The following is a 26,427-nucleotide window of genomic DNA, read 5'->3' as shown; positions in this document are numbered from 1 at the left end:
GCAACGAGGTTACGCGAAGGCAGCGCTGCGAGGCTATAGGCTCTTCCGCTAGTAGCACACGGCCGTCCTAGGCCGGGCGGCCGTGGGCGGCACCGCATCCACACCAAAAAGATTCCCGGTGCTAGCCCTTCAAATTGCTCGGGGCGACAATTCGGCGGCTCAGCCAGTTCTTCCCGCCAACGACATTGCCGCCGCGACGATCGCTTCGCGCGGCTCGCGCGGAGACCAGCCGAGCACGCGCCGAGCCTTGTCGTTCGATGTTTTCTTGGCGTAGCCGAGGTCGGGTACGAAAGGACGCATCTCGGCATTGAAGCGCGCGGCGATGCGTACCAGGAAGTTGGGGAGTTCGCGCCTCGGGACCCGCCTGGCCGCATCGCCAAGCGCAGCCCTGATGATTTCGCCGATCTCCTTCAGACTGAGCGCAGGACCATTGGAGAGCAGGAAGCGCTCGCCAGCCGCCCCCGGGTTGGTCATCGCCATGATGTGCGCGCTGGCCACGTCGCGGACATCGACCACGGGTATGAAGAGGTTTGGGACCACAGGCATCGCGCCATCGAGCATGCGCTGGACGATGTGGTTAGCGCCGGAAACATCCTTGCCCATCACCGGTCCCATGACCGCGACCGGCAACATCGTGGTTAGTTCCAGGCCTCCTCCCTCTCCGGCTATGAAATCCCAGGCCGCCCGTTCGGCGAGCGTCTTGCTCTTGCCGTAAGCGTCGACACCGGGACCATCGAGAAGCGTCCAGTCGGCTTCGGTGAACAAATGGCCGTCATGCGGATGTCCCCAGCTGACGGCGTGGAAGGCGGAGGTCAGAACGACGCGCTTCACCCTTGCGTCGCGTGCCGCGCGCAGCACGCGCAACGTGCCTTCGCGCGCCGGGACGATCACGTCATCCTCGTTCGCCACCCTTCCCGGCAAGACCGGCGAGGCGACATGCAGGACGATGTCCATGCCGGCGACGGCCTCTGCCCAACCGTCGTCGCTCAGGAGATCGGCCACGACAAAGTTCAGCCTGTCAGAATGAATCATCCCCGCATTCTGGAGAACGCCGCGCACCACCGCTTCCTTGGCCAACGACCGGATGGTGGCGCGGACGAAATGACCCTGCTCCAGAAGCTGGAGGATGCAGTGGCCGGCGATGAAACCGGACGCCCCTGTGACGAGAACGCGCAGTGGAGTCATGACGGGGTTCCTTGGTGAAAGCGACGCCCATCGACCATCTGGTCGCGCCAGCGGGCCGGGGTTGTCCGCTCCCAGTGGCGGAAGGCTCGGGCAAATGAATTGGGCTCGACGAAGCCAACCAGCATGGAAATGGCCACCGCATCGAGGTCGGTGACGGCGAGCAAACGTGCAGCGACGGTCCACCTCACGCCCGCAAGTTGCTCCTGAAAGCTCGTACCGAGTTCGCGGAGCCGACGCTGGAGCGTGCGGGTGCTGAGATTGAGGCGCCCAGCGACCGCCCCGACGCTCGGCTGGCGTCCCTCGCTCAGTTGCCGTGCGATGACGACGGCTACCTCGCCTGCAAAAGCGGGGAAGCCTTCTCCTGCGCCGATGCGCTGCTCCAGGCCGCTCACCAAATGGGCGAAGGCGCCGCCGTCCGCAGTGAGAAACGGAACGTCGAGCGCTGCGCGATCGAACACCATCGCGTCACTTGCCGCCCCGAAGACGATCGGACAGCCAAAGTGCCGTCGCAAAAGCTCCTTGTCCCTTGGACGCCGCGTCAGTTCCAGCCGGATGGGCATGACCTTTCCGCCGGTCCCTCGCCAGGCGAGCTGGCGCAGGGACGCCATGGTCACATCCACGAGCAGGCGCGGGACCGGTCCGGTCGCCTGGAGCCAGCGATAACGAACAACGGCTTCACTTCCCCTTACCTCGATCTCCACAAGTTCGGGGCAGGTCAGGCTTTTGTATCGGGAGAGCGCCGCAAGGGCGCTGTGAAAGTCCGGCGCGTGCAAGGCAACGATCGCCGCGACGCCGTAGCCGCGCGCGATCCCTTCGTCGCCAAAGCGAATGCCTGCGCCGGGGTCATTGAATTCTTCCTCGGCCGCGGCCCAGATCCGGAAGAATTCGCTCGTCACCCACGCGTTCGACACGGCCACGCCGGCGCGGGCGCACAGCCGTTCGATCGGCATCCCGAGCTTCGACAGCGCGCCGATTGGCAGCGAAAAGGTGGATGGGCCTTGCATGGAGAAAATATAGGCCTGCGAGAGTCCCGCAACAAATCAGATCGCGCCAATCAACCTAAACGCCGAGTACATACGCATCTACCGCCGGGCACCCCACTGCTTCAGCGTGCGTGCTTCGCTCATAAAGGCAATGACCCGCTTGCCTGATCGCGAGCTCTTTTGCGAAATCCTCATAGTCGCGTCGATTGACAATACGGGTTTCTGTATCACGATCATCTTAGCCTGGAAGGCTGTACAGCTTTGAAAGGTGGCTCGCGACCAGATGGTTGATCAAGCGGCATTGGATGATTGGTTTTGCCGAGAGGTTCTTACCCTCGAACCGGCTCTGACGCGCTACATCCGCCGTAACTGGCGCGGGCCGGAGGATGTGTTTGACTTGACTCACGATATCTACGCCCTGGCGCTTCACGGCGCGCGCAACGGCCTTCCCGCGCATACGTCGGGCTATGTGTTCGCCATCGCTCGCAATCACCTCATCCAACAGGCACGTCGTAGTCAGATCGTGTCGATCGAATTCCTGGCGAACCTCGAGGGCGTCGGCGCACCTCCCGACCTGACCATGGCCGACCGCCACATCGATGCGCGGGATGAGCTGCGACGAGCACTCGCAGGCCTCAGCGCGCTGCCCCCACGTTGCCGCGAGGTCGTGCGATTGAGAAAGGTGGAAGGGCTTACCACGCGCGAGACCGCGGATCGTCTCGGCGTCGGTATAGATGCGATCGAGCAACAACTGACCAAGGGAATGCGCGCACTGACGGACTTCATGCTCGGCGGTTCGGGCAAGGTCGCATGGCCCTCCCGCCAGAAGCGCCAGGTTCGGAGGTCGGAATGACGAGTCCGGCACATGAAGCGAGCGACCGTGCCGCGCGCTGGATACTTCGCCAGGAGGAGCCGGACTGGTCACCACGCGAAGAAGCCGAACTTGAGGCGTGGCTCGCGGAGTCTTCTCTGCACCGTGCTGCCTATCTGCGGCAGCAGACCGGCTGGCGCGCTGCGGACCGCATTGGCTCCCTGGGCCCAATCGATGGCGAGAAATTCGACCGGCCGCAAAGTCCCTTCTATCGCCGTTGGCAACCTTGGGCGATAGCTGCGTCACTTGCGCTTGTCGTGGGCGCAGGATCGACACTGATCTTCTCGGACGGACCTCCGCGAAGCGTAACCCAGGCATTCGCGACCCCGATCGGCGCACAACAAAAGGTCGTGCTCGCCGACCACAGCAAGGTGGAATTGAATACCGCGACCCGGTTACGAGCCGCGGTTACCGCCCACCGCCGGGAGGTGTGGCTCGATCAGGGCGAGGCATTCTTCGATATCAGGCACCGCGAACACACACCGTTCGTGGTTCATGTCGGCACGCGTTCGGTAACAGTACTCGGCACCAAATTCGCTATCCGGCGCGATGGTACGAACGTGACCGTATCCGTGCTGGAAGGCCGTGTCCGCGTCGACGCGACAACCGATGCCAAGGTAAAACGTTCGACCACTATCTCCGCCGGGGACGTCGCTGTCGTTCGTGATAACGCGATGTTGGTCGCAGAACATGCGGAAACACGCGTGGAAAACGCGCTGGGCTGGCGTGAAGGCATGTTGAACTTCAGCGACGCCCGGCTGGCGGACGCTGCCCGGGAGTTCAACCGATATCATCGCCGGCAAATCCTCGTCACAGGCAAGGTTGCCACCGACATGCGGATCGACGGAGCCTTCCAGGCCGCCAATATCGATGGCTTTACGCATCTCCTGCGTGATGCATATGGCTTGCGCGTGACGGAAGACGGGGAGACGATCAAAATTTCGGAATAGTGACATACGGGTTTCGAAGCCGAGACTCTCTCAAATATCGAAGGCCCCAGGAAGGGGCTCGAAGGGGGCTCGATAATGACCAGGACTTTTGCGGCACTGTCCGCCGGCGTGTGTCTGACTGCGATGGTTACGCCTGCTAGTGCACAACCACGCGCCTACCAGATCGAGGCCGGTAGTTTGAAGTCCGCCCTCTCGGACTATGTTCGGCAGTCCGGTCGCCAGGTGTTGTTCCGGGGTGACGATATGATCGGCGTGCGCAGCGACGGCGTGCGCGGAAGCATGTCAGCGGACGATGCCCTTGCCCGCATCCTTGCAGGCACCGGTTTCCGCGCTCAACCTGGCTTTGCCGGAGCTGTGGCGATCGTCCGGGAGCAGCAAAGGCCGGCAGCAAAAAAGGTAAATGCCAGCCGTCCCATGTCCCTCGCGCAAAGCGACACGCCCGACGAGTTGCTCGACTCCGGGCCGCCTCCAGGCGAGGCGGCCGCAAGCCAGAATGCGGCTTCGGGAGACATCGTCGTCACCGGCTCCCTCATCCGGAACCCCAACCTCCAGCGCTCTTCGCCAGTGAATGTGGTATCTGCTGACCAGATCCAGCTCAAATCGTCCAACACGGCCGAGGAGCTCCTTCGCGACCTGCCGGGCCTCGTGCCCGCGAGCGGCTCCGCCCAGAACCTCGGAAACGCCGGCGCCTCTTTTGTCAACCTCCGCGGCCTCGGTGACAACCGGAACCTAATCCTTGTCGACGGCGCCCGCCTGGCCCCCGCCGAACTCCAGGGCCGTTTCGACCTGAACAATATCCCGTTGGCGATGATCGAGCGGACGGACGTGCTGACAGGTGGCGCCTCGACGACCTATGGCGCGGATGCAGTGTCCGGCGTGGTCAACTTCGTGACCAGAAGCCGCTTCACCGGACTTGAGGCAACGCTGTCGGAACAGATCACGGAACAAGGCGACGGCAATGTCTTTCGCGGCGATATCATCGCGGGCAAACGCTTTGGCGGAGGGCGCGGGAATATCGTGCTCGCGGCAGGCTATCAAAAGGCTGATCCCGTCTACCAGGGATCACGATCCTTCGGAGTGCGTCAATTCGATTCGATCACGGGCCTCCCAAGCGGATCGACCGTTGCCGTCCCCAGCACGTTCAGCCTCCCGGGTAGCGGATCGCAGCAGATCACGAGCGGCGGCGCCCTGGCCACCATCTATGCTCCTTACAATTTCAACCCCTTCAATCTCTATCAGACTGGCTTCGAGCGTTATAACCTCTATGGCACCTCTCGCTATGAGATTTCCGACGCGGCGGAGGTCTATGGACGCGCCATCTGGTCGCGCAACACGGTCGCCATCATCATCGCGCCTGGCGGCGCATTTTCGACACCGGTCCAGATTCCGCTCAGCAACCCTTACCTCCCGGCGGGAGCGCGTAATCAATTCTGCGCCGCCAATGCGATCAGTGCGTCCGACTGCCTTGCCGCCTCGACCGCTATGGCGGGGGACCCCGCCTATCGCACAGTCTCCTCAGTGATGTCGCGCCGCTCGGTGGAGAACGGTCTCCGCTATCTGACCGCGAAGACGACATTTCAAGACTATCAGTTTGGCTTGAGGGGCGCGATCACGAGTAATATCAGCTATGATGTTTTCGGCGCCTATGGCGAAAGCGAGAATGTTGTTCTCCAGGAGAATTTTTTCCGCACCTCGCGTATCCGCCAGTCAATGCTCGCGACACGGGATGCAGCGGGCAACATCGTGTGCCAAGATCCGTCGAACAATTGTGTGGCGGTGAACTGGTTCGGGCCGGACGGTTCGATCACGCCGGCGATGAACGGTTTCCTCACGACCGACACCACAGTCACTCAGCGTACCGCGCTCACGCAGGTCAATGCCAAGATCTCCGGCGATCTGGGCTGGTCATTCCCGTGGGCGGCAAACCCCGTCTCCTTTGCGGTCGGCGGAGAATATCGCCGTTACAAGGCGTCCCAGACAGTGAGTGCCGTGCTCCTCGCGGCCGACACCAGTGGTGGTGGTGGCCTGCCAAATATCAGGGGCGTGTACGATGTTTGGGAAGCGGTGGGTGAAGTGGTGGCACCGATCGTACAGGACAGACCGCTTCTGCAAGATCTCACACTGGAAGCGGGCGTCCGCTATTCGCGCTATTCGATTGATGCGCCCGGCAGTCCGTCCTTTCAAACCACGACCTGGAAGGTCGGGGGTGGCTGGTCGCCTGTCCGCGGTGCAAAACTACGCGGTAATTATGCTCGTGCCGTACGCGCGCCCAACATCTTCGAGTTGTTCGAGCCACGGGCCACAGGCATCGGCCGCCTTCAGGACGATCCGTGCGCTAACCTCACGGATCGCGGCGCGCCGGTTTCCGGACGGCCAACGCCGTCCGGTGTTTTACGCGATGTCTGTATTGCGCAGGGAGCTCCTGCAAACCAGATCGGCGTCATTCAGCAGCCCACGGCCGGCCAAGCGAACGTCACCACCGGCGGGAACCTGGGCCTACGGCCAGAGGAGTCTACGAGCTGGACGATCGGTGCCGTTTTTACGCCCGCTTTCCTGCCGCGCTTCAGCCTGACTGTCGATTATTACAATATCAAGGTAACGGGCGCGATTTCCGCTCCCACAACCGTCGATATCGTCGATGGCTGTTTCAACAGTCCTAGCCTCACCAACCCCTCCTGCATGCTGATCCGGCGCGATCCCCTCACCGGGGGGTTGAATGGCGATCAGACCGTCTTTCCCGGCATCACACTCGCGCGCTCAAATCTTGGCCGCCTCGCCGCGGACGGCATCGATGTCACTGCCACATACCAGCATGATCTAGGTTTCGCTCGGTGGATGCTCATCGCTTCGGGCAACTGGGCAGGCAAATCCAGCTTCCAGGCGTCGCCCGCCAGCGTCGACCGCGATTGCGTCGGCATCTACTCCGTGGGCTGTACGTCCCTCCGTCCCGAATTCCAATGGTCGGTGCGCAACACAATCTCGCTCCACAGTCGGTCCGACATCTCTCTGCTCTGGCGACACATAGATGCTCTGCGCTCGCCCGATCGCCTCTTCAATGGCACAATTTCAGAACTGGGCGAGAGCTTCGACTTCAACCGCATTCCGAGCTACGACTACTTCGACCTCAGCTTCAGGCAGTTGGTCGGAAGCAGATATTCGCTCCAGCTGACCGTCCAGAATCTCTTCGACAAGAAGCCGCCCATCGTCGGCGGTACCATCGGCGCCGGCGGCTTCAACAGCGGAAATACCTTCCCCTCTAGCTATGACACGCTCGGACGGCGCTTCGCCGTGACGATGAAGGCGAGCTTCTAACGCCACGAACGCGCGCACCGGCTCTCCAACACGGGCCGGCCAAGATTGCATGTCTGACGACCATACACCTCGCACAATCGACACCTTCAGGGGGGCATGATGATTGAGCTGACCGGACGGAAACGTAAACAGGCGAGGAGCACGGCATCGCGCCCGTACCGTGTTATCTTGCTCGCCAGCGCCATGCTCACCGCGACCAGCGCCGCTGCTCAGCGGGATCAGTCGCAGGCCGATCTGGATGCGCGGGTCGCCCATGCCCAGCAGTTCGCCAGCGCGAAGCTGTTCGCCAAGGTGCGCAACAGCGGTGTGACCTTTCGCTGGATCGGCAAAACGGACCGGTTCTGGTTCCGCAAGGTACTGGATAATGGCGAGCAGGGCTTCATCGTCGTCGATGCCGCGACGGGGCGGCAGGAGCAACTATTCGATCCTCTGGCGATGAACGCGGCCCTTAACACCGCAGGCGCTCAGGGAGTGCCGAGGATCGTCAGCATTGCCGTGCCAGGCGATGGTCGCTCGATCCTGGTGAACGTCGCCAAGCCGGGTGCCGAGTGTCGCTGGCCGCAGGGGGTGGGCGGTTGTGATGTGCCGACGCAGACTTATCGCTGCGATCTTCCGGTGACGTCATGCGGCGCCACGCCGATTCCCGGCGCCGATCTCGTCTTTTCACCGGACCGCAAGCGCGCCCTGTTCATTCGCGACCACAATCTCTGGCTCAGGGAGGTCGACAGCGGTGCCGAGCGGCAACTGACCACGGGAGGGGTCGAGGGGTTCGCTTATGGCGGGCAGGATCTCCAGACTGATTTCACGCGGGTCGTGCGGCGGCGGTCCGGTCTGCCCGAACCACTCAATGGTGCATTCTGGTCGCCCGATGGACGATATGTCCTGGCGGCACGGCATGATCTTCGGAACATACCCGAACGCCACCTCGTCACCGAATATCTTCCGCCAGAGGGCGGTCGGCCCATCATCCACACCGGACGCCTCCCGCTCGCGTCCGACGAGCGCTATCCCGATGCGACGTTGGACATCATCGACATGGCAGCGGGCACTGTCACGCCAGCCGCGATTGATCCTCAAACGCTGGCCGATGGCGCGGTGGTTTCAATTTACCTGACGGGCACGGTCTGGTGGTCGGGGACCGAGGTCTGGTATCTGGGAACGAAGCGCGGCGGTCGCGAAGCGCGGCTGTCCCGGATCACGCTTGCCGACGGAAAAGTCACGGACGTGATCACCGAGACATCGCAGGCATTTATTCCCACCAACGCCAATTCATTCAACGGCGCGAATATAAACGTTCTGTCGTCCGGGAGGGAGGCAATCTGGTATTCCGAACGCGACGGCTGGGGCCATCTCTACTTGTACGATGGTAGAACGGGGCGGGTAAAACGCCATCTGACCCGAGGCGCGTGGGTTGTAACGGATCTCATCGGGGTCGATGAGACGACGCGTACGGCCTATTTCGCGGCGGCCGGGCGTGAGGCGGGGCGTAACCCTTATTATCGCCATCTCTACAGCGTCAGTCTCGACGGTGGCGAGCCGCGTTTGCTGACGCCGGACAATGCCGACCACGATTTCATCAATCCGATCGCCCCGATTGTCGCCTCGAGCGGGAGCATCTCGCCCAGCGGCCGATACATCATCGACAGCTTCTCCACGTCGGCCCAGCCGGACAAGGTGGTGCTGCGCCGGATCGACGGAACGGCCATCGCTGACGTGCTCAGCGCGGACATCACTGCGCTCGCCGCGACCGGATGGCGCCCGCCTGAACAGTTCGTCGTCAAGGCGGCGGACGGGAAGACCGATCTGTACGGCCTGATGGTCAAGCCGATCAACTTTGACCCAGCCAAAAAATACCCGATCATCGATATCACCTACCCAAATCCCGGCTCCAAGTTCACGCCGACGACATTCCGGGATGTCTTTCTCAACTCTACCATGCTGAACGCCCACGCGTTCGCGGAAGCCGGCGCTATCGTAGTAGGCTTCGATGCGCGGGGCATGGGGTTCCGCTCCAAGGCGTTTCGCGAGACGTTCGATGAAACGGACGATCCGATGGGCGCGGCCGATCACGTTGCCGCGATCCGCAACATGGCTGCGACCCGCCCCTATTTGGACCTCGGCCGGGTGGGTACGACCGGGCATTCTTTTGGCGGATTTGGCAGCCTCCGTGCGACGCTGCTCTACCCTGATTTCTTCAAGGTCGTCGTATCCGGCGAGAGCACGGGCAATCTGTTCGACTCGAGTATGGACTTCAACACCGAGCGCAAGTTCGGCATCCCCACCGATCAAAGGACGAAAGATTATTATCAACGGCTTTTCAGCGGCAGCCTGGCGGAACGTCTCAAAGGCAATCTGCTGCTGATCGGGGCAGGAGCGGACGAGAACGTGCCGTTTCAGAACCTCATGCAGCTCATTGCAGCGTTCAATCGGGCAGGAAAGGTCTACGACACGTTGATCATGCCTGACTCCACCCACTTCGGGGGCCGCGAGCCATATGGCGTGATGCGGACGATACGATATTTCGCTGAGCATCTGGGCGGTCCCGAGTGAGGTGGGCCGGTATCAAGCAAGCGCATCGCCAGTGGTGATAGACCGGGAGGGTTCGTCCGCCGGGGGGGCAAGTCAGCCAATGGCGCGATTCAGCGAGCGCTTAGCAGTGCCGCGAGCGTGTCCGGCCGATCCGTGATCCGTTCAAGCCGCGGATAGCGAAGCGTGCCGACATAACGGATCGGGACATCCGATCGATGACCATCCCGTTCGATGGTCAGGACGACGGGACGGTTCGCGGAGGCGCGAACCGCATCCAGCAAGGCATCTCGGCCGTAGGGCGCAGCGTTGACCGCGATGATCCGAATGCCCGGCCGCAGCCCGGCCTGATATGCAGGACCATCCCATGCCACCGCCCGAACCGTGCCGTCGGCGCGCACCGTCAGGCCGATCGAATAGCTAAGATCCGCAACGCCCGCTTCTTCCTCGCCCGCCCGGAAGGCGGCGGTGGGGACTGCGGTGAAGATCAGCCGCCAGCCATGGCGCGTCAGTCCACTGGTCGTGTCCAGCTCGTCATGTCCCTCGATCCAGGTCCGCAGAAATCCTTGCCAGTCCGCAGGCGCAACCTGATCGAGCGCCTCACAGATATCTGCAAACCTATAAGTGCGGGTTGGCGCGTTGGGAGCGGCACCAGCAAAGAAGATTCGCGCGAAATCATCGATACTGTGCCGGCCCTTGCTGCGTTCACGCAGTTCGGCATCGACCGCCAGCCACAGCATAACGCCTTCCGAATAATAATCCCGCCGTCGCTGCCAGTCGCGCCAGGGCACGGCCTGGCGAAGCATGAAGGACGGATAATTGACATCGTCGGACAAGGAACGCCACGCTCGGCCGGGTCGAATGGCGACCTCGGCTGCGTCCATCGCAAGGCGATCACGCACCTCGGCCGGCGTGAACTGGCCGGCCCGCGTGGCCAGCACCCGCCCCCAGAACTCGGTCTGCCCTTCGTACATCCACAGCAGGCTGCCCGCGACGGGGACGTTAGGCGTCGGTGCCCAGAGATCGGCGGGCGTTCTATGGAAGCCGTTCCAGGCATGGACGATCTCGTGGGCGATCAGGTCGCGCGAGAGGATCTGGTTTTGCCAGTCGTGAAAGAGCGAGGATGCCAGCGCGTTTTCGCTCGATGTCCGATGCTCCGTTCCGCCGGACGAGCCATCGTCGTCCAGCCGCACGAGAACATCGTAGCGCGCAAAAGGCGTGGGCCCGAAGACGGCCCGCATTTGCTCGATCAGGCTGCGCAGCTCGGCGATCCGCGCCGCCGGGACCGCAACGTCGTCGGGCCGCTGCGCGACGAGATCGAGGGATACGGCCCCGGGGCCGGGCGCGGTAAGCGGCACTTGCGCCGCGTAGCGACCGGCGAGCACGGGCGCGTCGAGCAGCGTTTCCAGCGTCGTCGTCTGAAATCGCGCGGTCGCCCCCTCCAAGCCCTCGACCGTCAGCGCGGTAAACGGGTGCAGGCTCTCGGGCAGCGTCAGCGTGGCCGCCACCGGGATGTTCCGGGCATACCAGCCGGCAGGATAAAGGGTGAGACGCTGCCATGGCACAGACACAACGTCCGGTGTCAGCAGATCACCGCCGGCGACCATCTGGAAGCGTACGTCGATCGTGCTCGTTCCCGGTGGCACGTTCAGATGAAAGGCATGCGGCTCGTAAGGATCACGGCGCCACGGGATGCGCCGCCCCCCTGCCTCGATGACGAGACCCGCGAGATCGGTGACGGTGAGGCTTGGCCCATGGCTGGCGGGTTCCCATCGGGGATAGAGGAGCGTCACAGCGCTGCCGCCATCGACTGGAAGCCGCTGCCGTACCGAAAAGATGCGATGCCGCACATCGGTGGCGTCGACGTGCAGGTCGATTACGCCTTCAAAGGCTCGATCTACCGGTCGGGGGACGGCAAGTGCAGCTTCCGTATAACTGGGTCCGCTCACCGACTGGGCTCCAGCCGGCAAACCGCAAAGAGCAGATATCAGAGCTGCTCCCAAGAATCGCCCGAGCGAGATCGGCCCGGTAAAGGACGCAAACTCTCTGGCCAGGTGCTGAATATCGCCGGGATCAACGCTGCGGTGCCGGCGCGGCAAGCCTGTACCACTCGCTTCCGTGCCGGTATCGAGCAAGCCAATGGACGGTGGACGTCCACACTCTTCTCGCCAGGTGTCATTCGGATGCAGGGCTCCCGGCTGAACTCCGTCACCCTCAACGATGGGCGCCACCCTGATCGTATGACCTACAAGTTCATCCACCGGTTTGTTCAACGAAGCCGTCCCAGCCCACCATTGCCATTCCCGCGACAGCTTCCAGTTCCGCTCGGGACGCACCGTCGCGCGCGCGTATCGCCATCCCACTCTGTACGGTCTGAACAAAACTCGACAGTTTGTCGGTGTCCACCGACGCACTAAGATCACCGTCCGCAACGGCTTCGTCAAACCGTCGCTTGAGGATGTCAAACCCACTCGCCCGGGTCGAACGCAAAATCTCGTCCAGTTCTGCGTGACCTTCACTTCCAACAAAGGCGAGCGTCGCCATGCAACCGTGCGGAAGGTCGCAATCGGAACCAGTCATGGCGGCAGCCGAGTCCTTCAGAAATGCAGCCGCAGCAGCTCTCGCGGTGGTGCAGTGACGAAACTTGCCGAAGACGAGATGTTCGAAGCTCGTGCAGTATAACGCGAGCGCCTCGGCATAAAGCTCATCCTTCGACCCGAACGCGGCGTAGAGGCTCGTCGATCCTATGCCGAGCGCATCGGTTAGGTCGGCAATGGATGTCGCCTCATATCCGCGCGTCCAGAATAAGCGCATCGCCACGTTCAGAGCGGCGTCGCGGTCGAAGGCGCGCGGCCGCCCTCGGCTGCGCGTCGGCGCGGGCGCACAATCCGATGAGGCTTGTTCCGATTTCCGCATCGATCACTGTATAAATCGGTTGACGGCCTACTGCAACCATCATAGCCATTTGTGCAGCGATCACTACATAAAGGATGAACGATGATTGATCTCAGTGGGAAACGGGCGCTCGTGACTGGCGGGTCGCGCGGCATTGGGGCGGCGATCGCCCTCGTCCTGGCGGAGAATGGCGCCGACGTCGCCTTCACCTACAACCGCTCGGCCGAGCGTGCGAATGATGTAGCGCGTTCGATCGATGAGCTCGGACGTCGAGCTGTCGCCATTCAGGCCGATAGCGCGGATCCGGAGGCGATCAAGCGCTCCGTTAATGAGGCTGTAGCGGGGCTCGGCGGCCTCGACATTCTCGTGAACAGCGCAGCGATTGGCATTGCGGGTGCTATCGTAGATACGAAGCTGGAGGACTACGACGCGCTGATGGCCGTTAACGTGCGCGCGCCGCTCCTGTTCGCGCAGGCCGTGATACCCCATCTGTCGTCAGGAGGACGCATCATTTCGCTCGGCTCGAGCCTCGCGGATCGCGTGCCCTTTGCGGGTGTCACCGCGTACGCGATGTCCAAGTCCGCTATGACATCCTTCACCCGCGGCCTGTCGCGTGAACTCGGCCCTCGGGGCATCACGGTAAACCTGGTGCTGCCTGGCTCCACCGACACCGAGATGAATCCGGCGGACGGAGAAAGTGCTGACTACCAGCGGAGCCTGACGTCGCTCGGACGCTTCGCTGAACCGCGGGAAGTTGCAAACGCTGTCGTGTTCCTGGCGAGCCCTGCTGCGAGCATCATCACCGGTTCCATTCTCGCCGCAGATGCAGGGTTTAACGCCTAGGTAACTCAAACGGCTGGTCTAAGGCCTGTGGGGATTTAGGATTCCCATTTTGCTGGAGATGTGATTCACGCTCTGGATGGAACGCTTTGTACTGACCGAGGCCCAGTGGGCGAAGATGGAACCGCACTGTCTGGGCAAGGTAACTGATCCGGGGCGAAGCGGGAGGAACAACCGGGCCTCAATAAGGGGCGGGCCATCCATAAAGGGGGACTCAGAGCCAGGCCATTGGCCGCTCCAAAGGCGGGATGACGACCAAGATACTGGCGCTCACCGATGCTTTGGGCAACCTCGTGCGCTTCCGTCTGATGCCCGGCCACCGCTTCGATACTGTCGGCGTCCCCCCGCTCATCGACGGCATCAAGTTCGGCGCTCTGCTCGCCGACAAGGCCTTCGACAGAAACAAAATCGTCGCAGACCTCAACGAGCGTGGAGCCAAAGTCGTCATTTCGCAGCATCCACGCCGCGCCAAACCCATCCCGCTGGATGTCGAGATGTACAAATGGCGCCACCTGATTGAAAACTTCTTCTGTAAACTCAAGGAATTCAAACGCATCGCAATGCGCGCCTGCAAAACCGATCGGAGCTTCGAGGCCATGATCTACCTCGCCGCCGCCGTCATCAATTCACGATGAATCCCCACAGACCTTAGGCCGGATCGACATTCACCGCAGCCAGATCATAGCTGCGGCGAGGTGAACGAAGCCGTTGAAGTGGGCGGTGCGGCGATCGTAGCGTGTAGCGAAGCGACGGAAATGCTTGAGGCAGCCAAAGCATCGCTCGATCCGGTTACGGTGCTTGTAGATGGCGGTGTCGTGCGGAATGAAAGCCTTGCGATTGCGCTTTGACGGGATGACCGCGTCGGCCTTCATGGCGGCGATCCGTCCCCGTAAGTCATTGCTGTCATAGGTTTTGTCAGCGAGTATGGCCACGGCCTTCTGGCCTTCCAGAAGATCGGGAGCGGCAGTGACGTCGCTGGCCTGCCCCGGTGTGATGCGAAAGCGTAATGGTCGGCCAAACATGTTCGCCAGCATGTGGATCTTGGTCGTCAGTCCACCTCAGGAACGCCCCAGCGCCTGGTCCTTGCCTCCCCTTTCAGGTCGCCGCCTGTTGATGGGCGCGGACGGTGGTGCTGTCGATCATCAGATACTGGTTGTCGCTGTCGGCGGTCAGCGTGTCGAACACCCGCTCCCATACACCGGCATGGCACCACCGGGTCATCCCCTCCTGTCGCAGGACGACACGGATTTCTGGCGTTCCATGTCCGTTTCGAGAAATGCGGCAAGAATCAACGTCCCCCTACTCCTCAATCTTGCGGATGACGCATATCTCTATGCGCTGGAATAGATTCGCGCGCTGCACTTCTATCGCCAGCCCGTAGATGCCTATCTTTATCCCGACGAGTTTCACATCAAATGGCAGCCGGCTCACCGGCTCTCGATCTATGATCGGAACATCGCCTGGTTCGATTTCTGGCTCCGGGGAATCGCTCCGACCGACGACGAATGGCGCAAGAGATGGGAAGGAATGAGGGATCGAACCGGCAGATGGGGGCCGGCTAAGGCAACAGCGGAATCGTCCGGCCTTCAATTCGATGACGGACATCATGACGGCGTTACAGGATCGGCGCCGAGGCTGCGGTTTTCGTAGCGAGGCTGGTCGGCATATGCTAAGGCCTATGCCAAGGAGCGGCCATGAATATCGAGCGCCACGTCAAACTGTTCAAGAACGGTCGCAGCCAGGCCGTGCGCATCCCTCGTGAGTTTGAGCTTCCAGGAGAGGACGCCATCATGCGCAAGGAGGGCTCGCGAATCATCATCGAGCCAGCGCCGACGCCCTCGCTGCTGGCAAGGCTGAAGACATTGCAGCCGATCGACGATGATTTCGGTCCTATCGATGATCTTCCCGCCGATCCCGTTGCCTTCTGATCGATGTTCCTTCTCGACACGAATATCCTGTCGGACCTCATCCGGCATCCTCAAGGCGTGATTGCGGCGCACATCGCCGAGGTCGGCGAGAACAATATCGCGACCAGCATCATCGTCGCGAGCGAGCTGCGTTATGGCGCCGAGCGACGGGGATTCCCCCGGCTGACCGCACAGCTGGAGGCCATATTGGAGCTGCTCCCCATATTGCCGCTCGGCGACGATGCCAATGCGCATTATGGGCGGCTGAGGGCCGATCTTGAGCGGCGCGGTACGCCGATCGGCGCGAACGACATGTTGATTGCGGCGCACGCCCTCACCATCAGGGCGACGCTCGTCACCGATAATGTTCGCGAATTCGAGCGGGTCGATGGCCTCGTCATCGCCAATTGGCTGCGAACCGCCTGAATCATACATCATGCCGGGCCATCTTCCGACCTGACCAATGTCGGCACCAGGCTTCGGCGTCGGCGAGTTGGAGCAACCTCCGTCCTTGCATACCGTCCTGTGTCGCGAGTGCGTGGAACGCGGCTTCAATCTTGTCCCAGTCTATGATCCCATGAGAAGCCAGCAGGCCGTCGAGGAGAATTTCTCTCAGCTCCTGCTCGCGCGCCTTCAGAAGCTGGAACGAGAAGCTCTCCGGGCCTGGCTTTCCCTTCCGGTCGATGATCTTCTGTGGCAACCGTTCTCCAAATGCATCGCGGATGACTGCCCTGTTTCTGCCGACCGATATCCATTTCCAGCTTGGGATAGCGAGGCAGGCCTCCAGCACGGGCTGCGCCATCAGCGGCGTGATCATCGATGGGCCATCGCTCTGGAATGGCGTTTCCATATGCTCCTGCATGCGGGCAATCATGCCGATATGAAACGCCTTGCCAGGCAAGGCGCTTGCTGGGCAATCAAACTAGGCTCAGGACTCGTTGATCACAGCCAGAAGAGCACGGTAGCTGCGAGGGCGATGGCGGAGAAGAAGACGGTTGGGCAGCGGTCGTAGCGGGTTGCCACACGGCGCCAGTCTTTCAGGCGGCCGAACATGATCTCGATGCGGCTGCGGCGTTTGTATCGGCGCTTGTCGTATTTCACTGGAAAGGAACGGGATTTCCGGCCCGGGATGCAGGGCGTGATGCCCTTTTGCTCGAGCGCGTCCCTGAACCATTCGGCGTCATAGCCCCGGTCAGCCAGCATCCACTGCGCCTTGGGCAGATCATCGAGCAGGGCTGCCGCGCCGGTGTAATCGCTGATCTGGCCGGCCGTGATGAAGAAGCTCAAGGGGCGGCCGTTGGCATCGGTGACGGCGTGAAGCTTGGTGTTCATGCCGCCCTTGGTCCGTCCGATCAGGCGGCCGAGATCCCCTTTTTTACCCCAAGGCTGGAAGCCGTGCGGTGGGCCTTGAGATAGGTCGCATCGATCATGAGGGTCTGCGGTTCGGCTTTCTGGGCGGACAGACCCTCCATCATCCGGCCAAACACGCCCATCTCGCCCCACCGTTTCCATCGGTTGTAGAGCGTCTTGTGCGGACCGTATTCCCTGGGCGCGTCTCGCCAGCGCAGCCCGTTGCGATTGACGAAGATGATCCCGCTCAGCACCCGCCGGTCATCAACCCGAGGCTTGCCGTGACTCTTGGGAAAATACGGCGACAAACGCGCCATCTGCTCGTCCGTCAGCCAATACAGGTCGCTCATGCTCAGTCTCCTCGCGGAGCCTGAATCACATCGCTCTCAGCCAATCATTGGGTCCTGAGCCTAGAGCTGTTCCATACGTGCCGAAGCCGCCGACTTTCGCCAACAAAGACCGTGAGCCGAGTGCCAACACTCCCGGCATCGCGATTCCAATGAGAACCGCTTCACGCCACTCGCCAAGCGCCGCCGATACACCCGGCGTCGTTCCATTGTCGTCCGGCTGCATCATGGTATCCGCGTTCTGAAAGGGTACTTGCACGCGATCGATCGAACGCATTCTCGAGGGTTTTCTCCTCCGCTGGGTCCGGTCGGGGCCCGAAACGCCCCGCGTTCAGAACGCGACTGCCCGGCAACTTCTGCGCGAATACGGACCCCGCAGTGTCATTGATGTAACCGACAAGGTTCTCCTGACGAACACCCAGCCATGACCCCGTTTCTGCATTTTCTTCGTGCCCAGCTCCACCGAAGGCTCCCCGGAATCGCTAGTAGGGGAAAGATCGACATTGGCGCGAGCGAGGATTTTCTCATGATTTATCATCTGCTCCTGCGGGGAAAGGGCTGGCTGATCAGCGTGACGGCAGCCGCTGCACTATTCGCCATATTCCCAGCAACAGTTTGGGCCGCTCCACAGGCGTCTTCCAATTCGACTACGACCTATCACAGGATGCAGATCGACGGCGTCGAGGTTTTCTACCGCGAGGCAGGACCGAAAGATGTGCCGACAATCGTCCTGCTGCATGGTTTTCCGACGTCGTCTCGCCAGTACGAAGCGCTGATCCCGCTGCTGGCCACTCGATACCACGTCATTGCGCCGGATTACCCGGGCTTCGGACAAAGCGACGCACCTGATCCGCCCGCCTTTCCCTACACGTTCGATCATCTCGCGAAGGTGATGGATGATCTGTTGGTACGTCTCAAGATCGAGCGTTACAGCCTGTACATTCACGATTACGGCGCTCCGGTAGGCTTCCGGATGATACTGGCGCGTCCAGAGAGATTGGAGGCGTTAATAACCCAGAACGGCAACGCTTATGAAGAAGGCTTGGGCCCGAAGTGGCCCGGCATTGCTGAATTCTGGGCTGATCCGAAAGGCCATCCGGAAATTGTTGACACCTTCTTGTCTTTCGAGACCACGATGCAGCGTCATACAGCGGGCACGAAGCATCCCGAGCGCTACAATCCGGAAGCCTGGTTGAACGAGTTTGCGCACCTTGCAAAACCCGGCCAAGGCGCGATCCAGTCGGCGTTGCTCTACGACTATCGGACCAATGTCGCGGCCTACCCGCAATGGCAGGCCTGGCTCCGCGAGCATCAGCCGCCGACTCTGGTTGTGTGGGGATCCAATGACCCGTCCTTCATCGCGGCGGGAGGCGCGGCGTTCAAGAAAGACGTGCCGAACGCGGAAGTTCACCTGCTCGACGCGGGCCATTTTGCGCTCGACGAGAAGACCGACGAGATTGCGGGTCTGATCCTCGATTTCATGGCCAGGCACTCGGATGAGTTTCGATAGGAAATCATCGCCTCTTGTTGACGCGTTAACGAGAAAATATTGGGAACTCAAATAGCCGTTCTCCCACCGACCCGGCGTCATTCAACAGTGACCATCTGCTCACCATCAGGTGAGAGGCAGTTCCGGGATCACGACGGCCACCTGCAAACATCCGGAATGAGGCGCGAAGCCGCCGATCCAAGCCGATGATCGCGCCAGCAATCGCCGACATAGCCGTCATTCCCACCTTCGGATTAGGTTGTGGAAAGCTGTCTTACATTCAGGCACTCGCCAGCAAAGGTAAGCGGGTGGGCCACAGGCGTGCAGTTTCTGATAGATTGATCGCGAAAGCAGGGATTTTCGAGATTGCCCTCCAGCAGGAAGTGCCAGCATCTCGTTTCCGCCAAATTGCCAAACTCCCTGACGGTGAGCGTAGCGCGACAACCTCCTCTCGAGACGTACAGGAGAATGCTGGCTCTGCCCCATCAACCGCCGTACCGAAGCAGTGAAGACCTGACGCCGGGCGCCATGCGCTCCTGTCCACTGGCGGATACGGCGACCCCGCCCCGAGCAAGTATAATCATTCAATGCGATTGACTCGCAATATCATATTTCATAGGTGGCCCTCAATCAAATGGGGGAATCATGAAAATCCGACTGCTGCTTCCGCTACCGCCTCTCGCCCTTCTGGCAATGCCATCAGCTGCATTCGCCGAGGAAACGGTGCCGCAGGGCGAGCAGAACGAGATTATCGTTACCGGCGAGAAGGCGACCCGCAGCCTGCAGGAGACCACCGCTTCGGTGGGCGTGACGACGAAAGAGCGGCTGGACGAGGAGAATATTCTGACGGTCCAGGACATCTACAATCGAACCGCGAATGTCTCAGAAACCTATGGCGCTTCCGGGTTCTCCATTCGCGGCATCGACCAGCGCGGCGTGTCGGGCGGTGGCGACGGGGCGACGGCGACTGTCTTCGTGGACGGCGCGCCCCTGCCTCAGGACATTCTGTCGAACGGTCCGACCGATATGTGGGATGTCGCGCAGGTGGAGATATTCCGCGGGCCTCAATCGACGATCCAGGGACTCAATGCGCTGGCAGGAGCGGTCCATATCCGCACGCAGGACCCGACATTCGACTGGAGCTTGAAGGGGCGCGCGCTCGTTTCTTCCTTCGACACAACGCAATTTGCCCTGGCCGGCGGCGGGCCGCTGGTGCCCGGCGAACTGGCCTTCCGCGTCTCGGCCGAGAAGCGGGATTCGGATGGCTATATCCGTAACATCACCCGTGACGAGCCGGAAAGCGGCGTGGATTCGACGTCCATTCGCGGCAAGTTGTTGTGGACGCCGTCCGCCTTGCCGGGCTTCGAAGCGCACCTCGGCTACCATCATTTCGAGACAAAGGGCGGCTATCTCTTCACTTATGTCGACCGGTCGGTCGGAGATTATTTCGACAACCGCACCAACCCGTCGGATTACCCCAACAGCAGCGATGTCGATAATGATCAGGCGACGCTCGACCTGCGCTACGATCTGGGCGGCGGCCTTTCGCTCAATGCGCTTACCACGTGGACGGATACCGATTTCACGCGGAAATATGACGGCGATTCATCCGCAGCCAGTACGGCCTATAGCGACATAGCCGGCGGCGCCGAGATCTTCACGCAGGAGTTGCGCCTCAATTACGAGAGCGATCGCCTAAGCGGGCTTGCCGGCTTGTTTTACTACAACCGCGATCAATATCGGCGCTCGCATCAGGTCACGCTGGTGCCTACACCGGGCCCCACCATTGCGGGCCTGCTCACGGACGTCCTAGGCGCAGAGACGGCGGAACAGGTCGCCACGCTTTATACGGGTGCCCTGCCTTTCATCCCGGTCGACTACACGTCGGATTTTCCGACCAAGGTGGAAACGATGGCGATCTTCGCGGACGCCCGTTACCGCCTGACTGACCGTCTCTCCCTTCTGGGCGGCTTTCGTTACGATCATGAGCGCAACAAGATCGGGGGCGAAGCGCTCGCGACCTTTGTCGGTACTCTGCCCGATCCGACCGCCTTCGGCGATACGCTAGTGCCGGTGATCCAGGCCGTGAACGCCGCCGTGCTCGGCTTTGTATCGGATGCCAACGGCTCCGCCCCGGTCGGCACCCGCACCTTCAATGCCTTCCTGCCCAAGGGCGGCGTTGAAATGGCGTGGACGCCCGACATCTCCACCGCCTTCGTCGCACAACGCGGCTATCGCTCCGGTGGCAGCGGCTTCAACACGGCGCGTTCGCAGCTGTTTCCCTATGATCCGGAATTCACCTGGAACTACGAGCTGTCGCTGCGTTCCGCATGGCTCGATGGCCGCCTGACAGTCAATGCCAACGCCTTCTACATCGACTGGACCGACCAGCAGGCCACCGTCAATTTCGGCAACGGGCTCTATGACACGCATACGGTGAACGCCGGCAAATCCCATATCTACGGGTTCGAGCTGGAGCTCGCGCATCGCGTCTCCTCGGCGTTCGACTGGTATGCCAGCCTTGGCCACACGCGCACGAAATTCGACGAGTTCGTCACCGATGTCGGTTCGATCACCGACCTGTCGGGTCTCGAATTTCCCTATGCACCTCGCTGGACGCTCGCGGGCGGCGCGAATGTCCGCTTCGGCGGCGGTTTCAACGCCAACGTCAACGCAAGCTATCGCAGCGGCGTCTATACCGACGTTTCGCTCCCCCAGTCGGACAGCCGCGTCGGTGGCCGCACGATCGTCAATACGCGTATCGGCTATGAGGCGGACCACTGGAATCTGTCGGTGTTCGCCAACAATCTGTTCGACGAGAAGTACGACCAGTATGTGAACAACTTCACGAACTTCGCGATCATCGGCACGCCGCGCAGCATCGGCGTAATGATCGAGGCAGGCTTTTGACCCTAGCTCAGCCTCTCCTCGCCGCAACGGTTATCTTTGCAGGCGGTCTGGCAGGGGCTTGGCTGTTGCGTCGCGCCTGGCGGGAACGAACGGACAAGGCGCGCTGGCGGGCTTCCGGGTGGGCGGTTATCGCCGCCACCCTGATCTGGCCGGCATGGCTGGTGGACGGCGCGCGCGGCCTCTTCTTCGCGGCGACGTTGATTCCCCTTTCGGCTCTTGTCCTGATTGCCTCGGGCTACACGCTGCGGCCGGCCAGGACAGCGAGAAAGGCGCGCGACGGGCTGGCGCCGGAACCGGCCGAGCGAACACCCGGCCTTTGGCGAACGATCTTGCGCTGGTCGCTTGCGGGCCCTGTCGGCATGATCGCCGCAATGGCCGTGGGCATCAGCTATGCCGTCTGGGCGCCCGGCGAAGCACAGACGCGCCTGCTGATCGGCGGGCTGATCGTTCCGGTTGCCTGGGGCGGAGCCATGGCCTGGACTCTGGCCGACAGCCGCATCCTGCGCGCGACGGCCGTCCTGATCGGAACTGCGCTGGTGGGATTTGGCGCGGCGATGCTGAGAGGATTCGCATGAGCAGGAAAGCCGCCCGCTTCCCGTCGCCCGATCTCGTGCGGGCCGTCCTCAAGGGGCATAGCGGCCTTGGCATCGCCTTCGCCGCCATTCTCTATCTGGTGTGTCTCACCGGCACCGTCGCGGTGTTCCTCAACGAGTTCCAGCGTTGGGAAAACCCGGGTCTGCCCCGGATGGAGAGCTTCTCCGGCGACGCCACGCAGGCCGCCTACCGCGCCGCCATGGCGCAGGCGCAGGCGCAGGCGCAGGCGCCGGTCGAGCATGTGTTCGTCAGGATGCCGCAAGAGGATCGCCCCTGGCCGATGCTGCGGATCGACACCGAAGACGGGCAGCGGACGACCTGGGCCGCCGATGCGGAGGGGCGCCTGCTGCCCGTGCGACAGGGATGGACCGAATTCCTGGCGCGTCTGCATATCAACCTGCATCTGCCGCAAAGCTGGGGCATTTTCATCGTCGGGCTGACGGGGGTGGCACTGCTCTCCTCCCTCATCTCCGGCCTGCTGGCCCATCCGCGTATCTTTCGCGACACCTTCCATCTTCGTCTGGGCGGCGCGCGCCGCCTGCAGGAAGCCGATCTGCACAATCGCATCGGGGTATGGGCGCTGCCTTTCCACGTCACGGTCTCGTTGACGGGCGCCTTGCTCGGACTGAGCGCGATCATCATCGGCGCGCTCGGCCTCGCGGTGTTCCAGGGCGACACTGCGAAGGTCTACGCTCTGTTCACTCCACCGCATCCGGTGGAAGACGTCCGTCCGGCCGCGCCCATCGACCTGGGCCCGGCATTCACCGAGATCGCCAGCCAGGCCCCCGACGGCCGGATAAGCTATCTTGCCATCGAACATCCCGAAGAACAGGGCGCTGCGGTCATGTTCGAAGTGGAGGACGGATCGTCGCGCCTCGTCAATGCGGATACCTACGCCTTCGATCGCGCGGGTATGCTCTATTATGAGCAGAAGGCCGCGGACAACAATGTCGGCCAACAGATTCTGGGTTCGCTGGGCTTGCTGCACTTCGGCTGGTTCGGCGGCGGGCCTATCAAGATCGCCTATGCGCTGCTCGGCCTGGGCCTGACCTATCTCGCCGCAGGCGGCGTCAATATCTGGCTGGCCCGGCGACGCGACAAGGGCCGCGCCGCGCCAGGATGGGAGCGCGTTTGGGCTGCGACGGTCTGGGGTCAGCCCCTTGCCCTTTGCGGGGCTGCTTTCGCCGCATTGTTCACGCCATCGATCACGATACCGATCTGGGTATGGGGCGCGATAAGCGTGGCGACGCTCGGCATGGCTGCCATCCTTGCGGTCACCACCATTTGCCGGTCGATGCGTTTGGCAACGGGAATGTCGTTGGTCGCGCTGGCGGCTGCGCACTTCATGCTCTTTGGCACTGGCGATGGCATTGCCCTGACCGTTGATGGCGGTCTTGTCCTGACCGGCCTCTTTATGCTCGCGACCTTGGCCGGCAGCATTTCGCTGACCGAAAGAAAGGCGCTATTGGGCTGATTGGGTGGAGGTTGCCCCCTCGCTGTGGTCGATCATGCGTCCAATTCCGCCAACATAGCCGACACTCATGTCGTCAAACCGGCTCGTCGGAACTCGCCCTACGTTCAGCCATATCTGCAATGGCTTAACCGACGCGGCTGCGGCAATTCACCAGTTCATGAAGGGCCTTATCCGGAGAGACGGGCCCCTTATACAACGGACTGCAAGGCGTCTCGGCGAGTTTCGCAGAAATGGCTAGGCTCAGGATCTGTAATTGCAGAGCTCGGCGGTGTGATCCCTTGAGGGCTTCATGGATTTGTCCGCACTGGCCAGACCGAAGGCTGGCCGTGCTGTATCGGGTCTCACGGAGGCGAACGTTGCATTGACTCGACGCGGGCTTTTCCGCCCATCTGACCACCTTCGCAGATCGTTCGTCCCTGCGTTCCCTCTCGGGACACCCCCCTCGGATCAGCCTTGACGCTTCACCGCTGGCAAACAGGTTCTACTCTATCTCATATGCTTGGAACAAAGTGCCGTCGCGCAGCATGGCATGCATGATCACTGCGAGGCGGCGGGCGAGAGCGACGCGGGCCTTCTTCAGGCCTCGACGCTTGGCGATCTTCATCGCCCAAGTCTTCAATGCAAAGGTTTCCCGGCTCCGGGTCAGGATCGAGTTGGCCGCCTCGTAAAGCAGCTTGCGCACGGTCCCGTCGCCTTGCTTGGTGATTCGGCCTGTCCAGTCGAGCTCGCCCGATTGGTGGCGTCTGGGCACCAGGCCGAAGTAGGCGCCGGCATTACGCGATTGTCGGAAGCGGCCCGCTTCATCCACTGCGGCTGCGAACGCGGCGGATGTCTGCACGCCGACGCCCATAATCTTTCGGCGCGTCCCGCCAGCGCAGCCCGTTGCAGTTCACGAAGATTATCCCGCTCAACACCCGCCGATCGTCAACACGCGGCCTGCCATGACTCTTCGGGAAATACGGCTCGAGCCGCGCCATCTGCTCATCGGTCAGCCAGTACAGGTCGCTCACATTCAGTCTCCTTGCGGAGCCTGAATCAGATCGCGCCTCTCACATCAATCGGTCCTGACCCTATGTGGTGAGATTGCCCGGTGATGAAGAGCGTTCTGGCTTCAACATCTCTGCTTTCGAGCTGACCGAAGCGCGATTATTAGTCGAGGGCGAATGCGCCGCGTTGGCGGCGACCCAGATTACTGACGGAAAAGTCCGCGAACTTGAGCAGCTGATCGAAGAGATCGCGCGAGAAAATACCGCTCCATCAGGAACGGAGCGCGCCGATCGCGAATTCCACATCGCGCTCGCCAGAGCGACGCGAAACGCGGCGCTGATAGAGATCGTCGAACGGTTGTGGATGCTGCGAAGCACATCGCCCGAAGCATCCTTACTGCACGAGAAGGCTCGTAGCGCGAACATCAAGCCAGTGGTCGACGAACATATGGCGGTCCTGACCGCGTTGCGCGCCCGCGACCCTGCGGCGGCGCGGGCGGCCATGCGGAATCATCTCTCCGCCGTCCTCGACAGCCTGCTGTTTGCGACGGAAGAAAGAGCGGTCGAGGTGACGTGAGCCCCTGATTGTTACCATTCAGAGGTAGAGTCTCGCTCCTTCATGATGGTTGGTTGAGGTGATGGCAACCTGTCTGGGGGCATGCCCCCAGACAGGTTGGCCGGCGATCTCAGCAGGGGTCTTCCCGCCCAGTTTCGAGTGCGGCCTGACGTGGTTGTAGTCGTGCTGCCAAGCGTCGAGCACAAAGCGGGCATGCGCCAGTGAGGTGAACAGCGTCTCATTGAGGCACTCGTCGCGCAGCCGGCCGTTGAAGCTCTCGACGAAGCCGTTCTGCATCGGCTTGCCCGGCGCGATGTAATGCCACTCGACCCGACGCTCTTGCGACCAGCGCAGGATGGCCGACGAGGTCAGTTCGGTGCCGTTGTCGCTGACCACCGTATGCGGCTTGCCGCGCAGTCCGATCAGCCGCGTCAGCTCCCGCGCGACCCGCACGCCCGACAGCGACGTGTCGGCCACCAGCGCGAGGCATTCCCGCGTGTAATCATCGACCACGCACAGGATGCGAAAGCGACGGCTGCACGTCAGCGTGTCGGAGACGAAGTCCAGCGACCAGCGCTGGTTCGGCCCGTCCGGCAACAGCATCGGCGCTCGCGTGCCCAAGGCCCGCTTACGGCCACCACGACGGCGCACGCGCAGGTTCTCCTCGCGGTAGATGCGCCGCAGCTTCTTGTGGTTGGGCGTCATACCCTCTCGCGCCAGAAGATAGCCCAGGCGACGGTAGCCGAACCGGCGGCGTTCCGCCGCCAGCTCACGCAACCGCGCCCGCAAGGGCGCATCATCAACCCTTGTCGGTTGATACCGGATCACCCTGCGGCTCACGCCAACCAGACTGCACGCCCGACGCTCGCTCAGCCCGTGATGTTCACGAGCATGGGCGACCGCTTCCCGCTTCGCGCCGGGCGTCACCATTTTTTTGACGCCAGATCCTTCAATACGACATTGTCGAGCATCGCCTCGGCCAGTAGCTTCTTCAGCCGGGAGTTCTCCTCCTCCAGCGTCCGCAGGCGCCGGGCCTCCGACACCTCTAGCCCGCCATATTTCGACTTCCATTTGTAGAACGTCGCAGAGCTGATCCCGTGACGCCGGCACACATCTGCCGTCGCCATGCCAGCCTCCTGCTCCTTCAAGATCGCGATGATCTGCTCTTCGCTGAACCTGCTGCGCTTCATTCCGTCCGACTCCTTTCGTCGGACTCTACCTAAAATCGGTCACATTTCAGGGGCTCACGTCA

General features: G+C 61.9%; 22 protein-coding genes and 3 pseudogenes. 13 read left to right on the top strand and 12 right to left on the bottom strand.

Annotated features, from left to right (window positions below; translation table 11 throughout):
* Nucleotides 1–159: 159 nt before the first annotated feature.
* Both M529_RS38970 and M529_RS38965 read right to left on the bottom strand, forming a co-directional pair.
* Nucleotides 160–1,185, bottom strand: coding sequence for an SDR family oxidoreductase (locus M529_RS38970; protein ID WP_021318695.1), 1,026 nt, complete (start codon nucleotides 1,183–1,185; stop codon nucleotides 160–162).
* The gene (locus M529_RS38965; protein ID WP_161626363.1) at nucleotides 1,182–2,135 is read right to left on the bottom strand and encodes an AraC family transcriptional regulator; all 954 of its coding nucleotides are present in this window, start codon (nucleotides 2,133–2,135) and stop codon (nucleotides 1,182–1,184) included. The genes M529_RS38970 and M529_RS38965 overlap by 4 nt, the downstream gene beginning before the upstream one ends.
* Nucleotides 2,136–2,451: 316 nt before the next feature.
* On the opposite strand from M529_RS38965, the gene M529_RS0124830 reads away from it, so the two are divergent.
* The 4 genes from M529_RS0124830 (at nucleotide 2,452) to M529_RS38950 (ending at nucleotide 9,851) form a co-directional block, all read left to right on the top strand.
* Nucleotides 2,452–3,021 (top strand): RNA polymerase sigma factor, encoded by a 570-nt coding sequence (locus tag M529_RS0124830; RefSeq protein WP_031295117.1) that lies wholly within the window; start codon nucleotides 2,452–2,454, stop codon nucleotides 3,019–3,021.
* Nucleotides 3,018–3,989: a FecR family protein gene (locus tag M529_RS38960; protein ID WP_021318691.1), complete on the top strand. Its 972-nt coding sequence runs from the start codon at nucleotides 3,018–3,020 to the stop codon at nucleotides 3,987–3,989. The genes M529_RS0124830 and M529_RS38960 overlap by 4 nt, the downstream gene beginning before the upstream one ends.
* Before the next feature lie 75 nt (nucleotides 3,990–4,064).
* Nucleotides 4,065–7,301: a TonB-dependent receptor gene (locus M529_RS38955; protein ID WP_152522621.1), complete on the top strand. Its 3,237-nt coding sequence runs from the start codon at nucleotides 4,065–4,067 to the stop codon at nucleotides 7,299–7,301.
* 96 nt (nucleotides 7,302–7,397) lie between these two features.
* The gene (locus M529_RS38950; RefSeq protein ID WP_084491194.1) at nucleotides 7,398–9,851 is read left to right on the top strand and encodes a S9 family peptidase; all 2,454 of its coding nucleotides are present in this window, start codon (nucleotides 7,398–7,400) and stop codon (nucleotides 9,849–9,851) included.
* A gap of 89 nt (nucleotides 9,852–9,940) precedes the next feature.
* Here the strand turns inward: M529_RS38950 and M529_RS38945 are convergent, their stop codons facing one another.
* The gene (locus M529_RS38945) at nucleotides 9,941–11,962 is read right to left on the bottom strand and encodes a M61 family metallopeptidase (protein WP_201766349.1); all 2,022 of its coding nucleotides are present in this window, start codon (nucleotides 11,960–11,962) and stop codon (nucleotides 9,941–9,943) included.
* Between the two features lie 118 nt (nucleotides 11,963–12,080).
* The gene (locus M529_RS38940) at nucleotides 12,081–12,743 is read right to left on the bottom strand and encodes a TetR/AcrR family transcriptional regulator (RefSeq protein WP_031295113.1); all 663 of its coding nucleotides are present in this window, start codon (nucleotides 12,741–12,743) and stop codon (nucleotides 12,081–12,083) included.
* 81 nt (nucleotides 12,744–12,824) lie between these two features.
* On the opposite strand from M529_RS38940, the gene M529_RS38935 reads away from it, so the two are divergent.
* Both M529_RS38935 and M529_RS38930 read left to right on the top strand, forming a co-directional pair.
* Entirely contained in the window at nucleotides 12,825–13,565 is a 741-nt protein-coding gene (locus M529_RS38935) for an SDR family NAD(P)-dependent oxidoreductase (protein WP_021318686.1), read from the top strand.
* A 206-nt stretch (nucleotides 13,566–13,771) separates the two neighbouring features.
* A pseudogene (locus M529_RS38930) lies at nucleotides 13,772–14,197 on the top strand (IS5 family transposase); the annotation flags it as partial.
* Nucleotides 14,198–14,227: 30 nt separating this feature from the next.
* Here the strand turns inward: M529_RS38930 and M529_RS38925 are convergent.
* Together M529_RS38925 and M529_RS50600 are read right to left on the bottom strand one after the other, a co-directional pair.
* The gene (locus tag M529_RS38925; RefSeq protein ID WP_269078878.1) at nucleotides 14,228–14,614 is read right to left on the bottom strand and encodes an IS5 family transposase; all 387 of its coding nucleotides are present in this window, start codon (nucleotides 14,612–14,614) and stop codon (nucleotides 14,228–14,230) included.
* Nucleotides 14,615–14,657: 43 nt separating this feature from the next.
* The gene (locus tag M529_RS50600) at nucleotides 14,658–14,783 is read right to left on the bottom strand and encodes a hypothetical protein (protein ID WP_021318683.1); all 126 of its coding nucleotides are present in this window, start codon (nucleotides 14,781–14,783) and stop codon (nucleotides 14,658–14,660) included.
* A gap of 473 nt (nucleotides 14,784–15,256) precedes the next feature.
* Here M529_RS50600 and M529_RS38915 point away from each other — a divergent pair, with 473 nt between their 5' ends.
* Together M529_RS38915 and M529_RS38910 are read left to right on the top strand one after the other, a co-directional pair.
* The gene (locus M529_RS38915) at nucleotides 15,257–15,490 is read left to right on the top strand and encodes an antitoxin (protein ID WP_021318681.1); all 234 of its coding nucleotides are present in this window, start codon (nucleotides 15,257–15,259) and stop codon (nucleotides 15,488–15,490) included.
* 3 nt (nucleotides 15,491–15,493) lie between these two features.
* Nucleotides 15,494–15,895: a type II toxin-antitoxin system VapC family toxin gene (locus M529_RS38910; RefSeq protein ID WP_021318680.1), complete on the top strand. Its 402-nt coding sequence runs from the start codon at nucleotides 15,494–15,496 to the stop codon at nucleotides 15,893–15,895.
* 1 nt (nucleotide 15,896) lies between these two features.
* Here M529_RS38910 and M529_RS38905 read toward each other — a convergent pair whose 3' ends face one another.
* The 3 genes from M529_RS38905 to M529_RS49315 form a co-directional block, all read right to left on the bottom strand.
* The gene (locus M529_RS38905; protein WP_152522620.1) at nucleotides 15,897–16,370 is read right to left on the bottom strand and encodes an asparagine synthase-related protein; all 474 of its coding nucleotides are present in this window, start codon (nucleotides 16,368–16,370) and stop codon (nucleotides 15,897–15,899) included.
* 41 nt (nucleotides 16,371–16,411) lie between these two features.
* A protein-coding gene (locus M529_RS48470; RefSeq protein ID WP_128830903.1) for an IS5 family transposase occupies nucleotides 16,412–17,169 on the bottom strand; the annotation gives its coding sequence in 2 pieces (ribosomal slippage) (nucleotides 16,412–16,836 and nucleotides 16,836–17,169; 759 coding nt in all).
* Between the two features lie 25 nt (nucleotides 17,170–17,194).
* Complete coding sequence (locus M529_RS49315; RefSeq protein ID WP_152522619.1) at nucleotides 17,195–17,443, bottom strand: hypothetical protein; 249 nt, start codon at nucleotides 17,441–17,443, stop codon at nucleotides 17,195–17,197.
* A gap of 249 nt (nucleotides 17,444–17,692) precedes the next feature.
* Between M529_RS49315 and M529_RS38890 the strand changes: the two genes are divergently transcribed.
* From M529_RS38890 to M529_RS38875, 4 genes are all read left to right on the top strand, one after another.
* Nucleotides 17,693–18,676: an alpha/beta fold hydrolase gene (locus M529_RS38890; RefSeq protein WP_051184063.1), complete on the top strand. Its 984-nt coding sequence runs from the start codon at nucleotides 17,693–17,695 to the stop codon at nucleotides 18,674–18,676.
* 672 nt (nucleotides 18,677–19,348) lie between these two features.
* Nucleotides 19,349–21,565 (top strand): TonB-dependent receptor, encoded by a 2,217-nt coding sequence (locus tag M529_RS38885; protein WP_236617698.1) that lies wholly within the window; start codon nucleotides 19,349–19,351, stop codon nucleotides 21,563–21,565.
* A gap of 65 nt (nucleotides 21,566–21,630) precedes the next feature.
* Nucleotides 21,631–22,140, top strand: coding sequence for a hypothetical protein (locus tag M529_RS38880; protein WP_021318676.1), 510 nt, complete (start codon nucleotides 21,631–21,633; stop codon nucleotides 22,138–22,140).
* Entirely contained in the window at nucleotides 22,137–23,633 is a 1,497-nt protein-coding gene (locus M529_RS38875; protein WP_021318675.1) for a PepSY-associated TM helix domain-containing protein, read from the top strand. The genes M529_RS38880 and M529_RS38875 overlap by 4 nt, the downstream gene beginning before the upstream one ends.
* A gap of 481 nt (nucleotides 23,634–24,114) precedes the next feature.
* On the opposite strand, the pseudogene M529_RS38870 reads toward M529_RS38875, so the two are convergent.
* Together M529_RS38870 and M529_RS48460 are read right to left on the bottom strand one after the other, a co-directional pair.
* Nucleotides 24,115–24,486: pseudogene (locus tag M529_RS38870) on the bottom strand (transposase); the annotation flags it as partial.
* A pseudogene (locus M529_RS48460) lies at nucleotides 24,479–24,643 on the bottom strand (transposase); the annotation flags it as partial. The pseudogenes M529_RS38870 and M529_RS48460, both read right to left, overlap by 8 nt.
* 73 nt (nucleotides 24,644–24,716) lie before the next feature.
* Here M529_RS48460 and M529_RS0124815 point away from each other — a divergent pair.
* Complete coding sequence (locus M529_RS0124815) at nucleotides 24,717–25,196, top strand: FadR/GntR family transcriptional regulator (protein WP_236617638.1); 480 nt, start codon at nucleotides 24,717–24,719, stop codon at nucleotides 25,194–25,196.
* Nucleotides 25,197–25,214: 18 nt separating this feature from the next.
* On the opposite strand, the gene M529_RS38865 is transcribed toward M529_RS0124815, so the two are convergent.
* Nucleotides 25,215–26,365 (bottom strand): IS3 family transposase gene (locus M529_RS38865; protein WP_152522519.1). Its coding sequence is split into 2 segments (ribosomal slippage): nucleotides 25,215–26,113 and nucleotides 26,113–26,365, totalling 1,152 coding nucleotides; the frame shifts between segments, so codons are not numbered across the junction.
* Nucleotides 26,366–26,427 lie beyond the last annotated feature (62 nt).

It is taken from the genome of Sphingobium ummariense RL-3 (assembly GCF_000447205.1).
Lineage (GTDB): Bacteria > Pseudomonadota > Alphaproteobacteria > Sphingomonadales > Sphingomonadaceae > Sphingobium > Sphingobium ummariense.
The sequence above is the reverse complement of the archived record's forward strand: the minus strand, read 5'-3'. Positions and strand labels throughout refer to the sequence as shown.

Bases quoted from the DNA above. Each gene is read 5' to 3' on its own strand.
- M529_RS38970 (WP_021318695.1), bottom strand. From the start codon at position 1,185: ATGACTCCACTGCGCGTTCTCGTCACAGGGGCGTCCGGTTTCATCGCC.
- M529_RS38965 (WP_161626363.1), bottom strand. From the start codon at position 2,135: ATGCCGATCGAACGGCTGTGCGCCCGCGCCGGCGTGGCCGTGTCGAAC.
- M529_RS0124830 (WP_031295117.1), top strand. From the start codon at position 2,452: ATGGTTGATCAAGCGGCATTGGATGATTGGTTTTGCCGAGAGGTTCTT.
- M529_RS38960 (WP_021318691.1), top strand. From the start codon at position 3,018: ATGACGAGTCCGGCACATGAAGCGAGCGACCGTGCCGCGCGCTGGATA.
- M529_RS38955 (WP_152522621.1), top strand. From the start codon at position 4,065: ATGACCAGGACTTTTGCGGCACTGTCCGCCGGCGTGTGTCTGACTGCG.
- M529_RS38950 (WP_084491194.1), top strand. From the start codon at position 7,398: ATGATGATTGAGCTGACCGGACGGAAACGTAAACAGGCGAGGAGCACG.
- M529_RS38940 (WP_031295113.1), bottom strand. From the start codon at position 12,743: ATGCGGAAATCGGAACAAGCCTCATCGGATTGTGCGCCCGCGCCGACG.
- M529_RS38935 (WP_021318686.1), top strand. From the start codon at position 12,825: ATGATTGATCTCAGTGGGAAACGGGCGCTCGTGACTGGCGGGTCGCGC.
- M529_RS50600 (WP_021318683.1), bottom strand. From the start codon at position 14,783: ATGACCCGGTGGTGCCATGCCGGTGTATGGGAGCGGGTGTTCGACACG.
- M529_RS38915 (WP_021318681.1), top strand. From the start codon at position 15,257: ATGAATATCGAGCGCCACGTCAAACTGTTCAAGAACGGTCGCAGCCAG.
- M529_RS38910 (WP_021318680.1), top strand. From the start codon at position 15,494: ATGTTCCTTCTCGACACGAATATCCTGTCGGACCTCATCCGGCATCCT.
- M529_RS49315 (WP_152522619.1), bottom strand. From the start codon at position 17,443: ATGCGTTCGATCGATCGCGTGCAAGTACCCTTTCAGAACGCGGATACC.
- M529_RS38890 (WP_051184063.1), top strand. From the start codon at position 17,693: ATGATTTATCATCTGCTCCTGCGGGGAAAGGGCTGGCTGATCAGCGTG.
- M529_RS38885 (WP_236617698.1), top strand. From the start codon at position 19,349: ATGCCATCAGCTGCATTCGCCGAGGAAACGGTGCCGCAGGGCGAGCAG.
- M529_RS38875 (WP_021318675.1), top strand. From the start codon at position 22,137: ATGAGCAGGAAAGCCGCCCGCTTCCCGTCGCCCGATCTCGTGCGGGCC.